The organism is Nocardia sp. NPDC058497, from assembly GCF_042720195.1.
Taxonomy (GTDB): domain Bacteria; phylum Actinomycetota; class Actinomycetes; order Mycobacteriales; family Mycobacteriaceae; genus Nocardia.
This window is the reverse complement of the sequence record NZ_JBHXMY010000922.1, coordinates 1-1,538: the sequence shown is the minus strand read 5'-3', so window position 1 is coordinate 1,538 and position 1,538 is coordinate 1. Positions and strand designations below refer to the sequence as shown.

Sequence of the window (1,538 nt, the reverse complement as noted above, 5' to 3'; positions counted from 1 at the left end):
AATCCAGGTAGTCGGCGCGCTTGTGTTCCTTCTGCTGGCCCTGACCGCCCGCTCCGGCACCACCCATGGGCGCCATCGGCATACCGCCCATCGGGCTTCCGCTACTGGCCAGGCCGGCACGGCTGGCGAGCGCTTCGGCACCGGTCGCCGCCGAAACCGACGCCCGCGGGAACAGCGTGGCAGCGTTCTGCAAGTTCTGGCCGAGCCCCGCCCCCGCGCCACCGGCCCCGGCACCGCCACCGCCCTTGCCACCGCCGCCACCGCCCTTGGCAGCGGCCGACATCGCCTTTTTCGCCTCGTCCACCGCGGAACTGATCCCCGCCAGCCCGGGCACCGAGGACAGCGCACTGCTTTGTTCCGCCGCGGACGCGGCCTGTTCGAGTGCGGACTGTGCCGCCGAACTCGCCTGTTCCATCCCCGACGAGAGCGCCGAGGTCAGTTGTTCCAGGCCGGAACTGGAGCTGCCGCTCCCCGACCCCGAACCGTTCTGCCCGGACTGATTCGTCTGCTGCCCGGCCGACTGCTGCCCGGCCGACTGCTGCGCGGCCGACTGCTGCGCGGCCAACGCGGCCATCTGCTGCTGAAAAGCGCTGGAAAGGCCCGCGTTCGAGCCGCTGCCACTGCCCGACGAACCACCACTCCCACCAGTGGAGTTCGTCCCGGTCGGACCGGTCCCTGTGGGGTTCGTGCCGGTGGTCGGCGAGATCGGATCGGGCAGGATCGCGATCACATCGCTGGTTGCCTTCAGGCCGGGGACATAGTTGTCGTCGAGCGCCTTGACATGGCCCTTACGGCATTCTTCTTCGGCCCTGGCCTTGTACACCGGATCCGATTCGTTATCTTTTCTCGGGATCGGCGTCTGGCTGACCTGCACCATCTCCACACCCGTCGTGTACAGCCACTCCGAGACATATTCGAGCCCGTCACCGACCGCCTTCATACTCGCGACGAGGTTGTCGTTCTCGGTGCCGTAGGTCGTGATCGCGGCGCGCGCCCGATCGGCACCGCCCGTCTTGCCAGGGCTGGTCCACTTGTTCGCACTGTTGACCATCGCGGTCGACAGAGCGTTGAACTTCTCTTCCAATTTGCCCGCCAGCCAATGCCAATCCGCGGCCGCCTGCGCGAGCACAATCGGCATCGCCGGACTGCCCTGCATGATCGAGTTCTCGACCGCGACCAGCTGGTCGTGGCTGTACTGGTCCATGTTCTCGGGCTTCGGCTTCATCGGGTCGAACTTCAGACCGTTCTTGCCGACCAGGCTCGGCGGCAGACCCCAGTTGTCCTTTGAAAGGGTGTTGACCTCTTTCCAGTCCGGCTGCGCTGTCTTCTCGTTCGCCTTCATGTGCAGCCGGTCGTTCTGTGTGCTCAACCCCCGCGGGTCGGGCCGCTTACCGAGGTCGTCGGCCTTGCCGGAGTTGGACTCGATGCGGGTGCGCAGCGCGGCCAGATCCGCTTTCCCGCCGGTATCGGTGTCTTTGTACGCCTTGCCCGCGGCGAGGAAGGTATCGGTCCTGTCGTCGAGGATCGTCACAGTATCG

Annotated in this window: 1 protein-coding gene; it reads right to left on the bottom strand. The window is 66.4% G+C overall.

Annotated features, from left to right (window positions below; all coding sequences use genetic code 11):
• Positions 1–1,538: hypothetical protein (locus ACFWPJ_RS32490; protein ID WP_378857301.1), on the bottom strand; the 1,538-nt coding region annotated here is incomplete at both ends.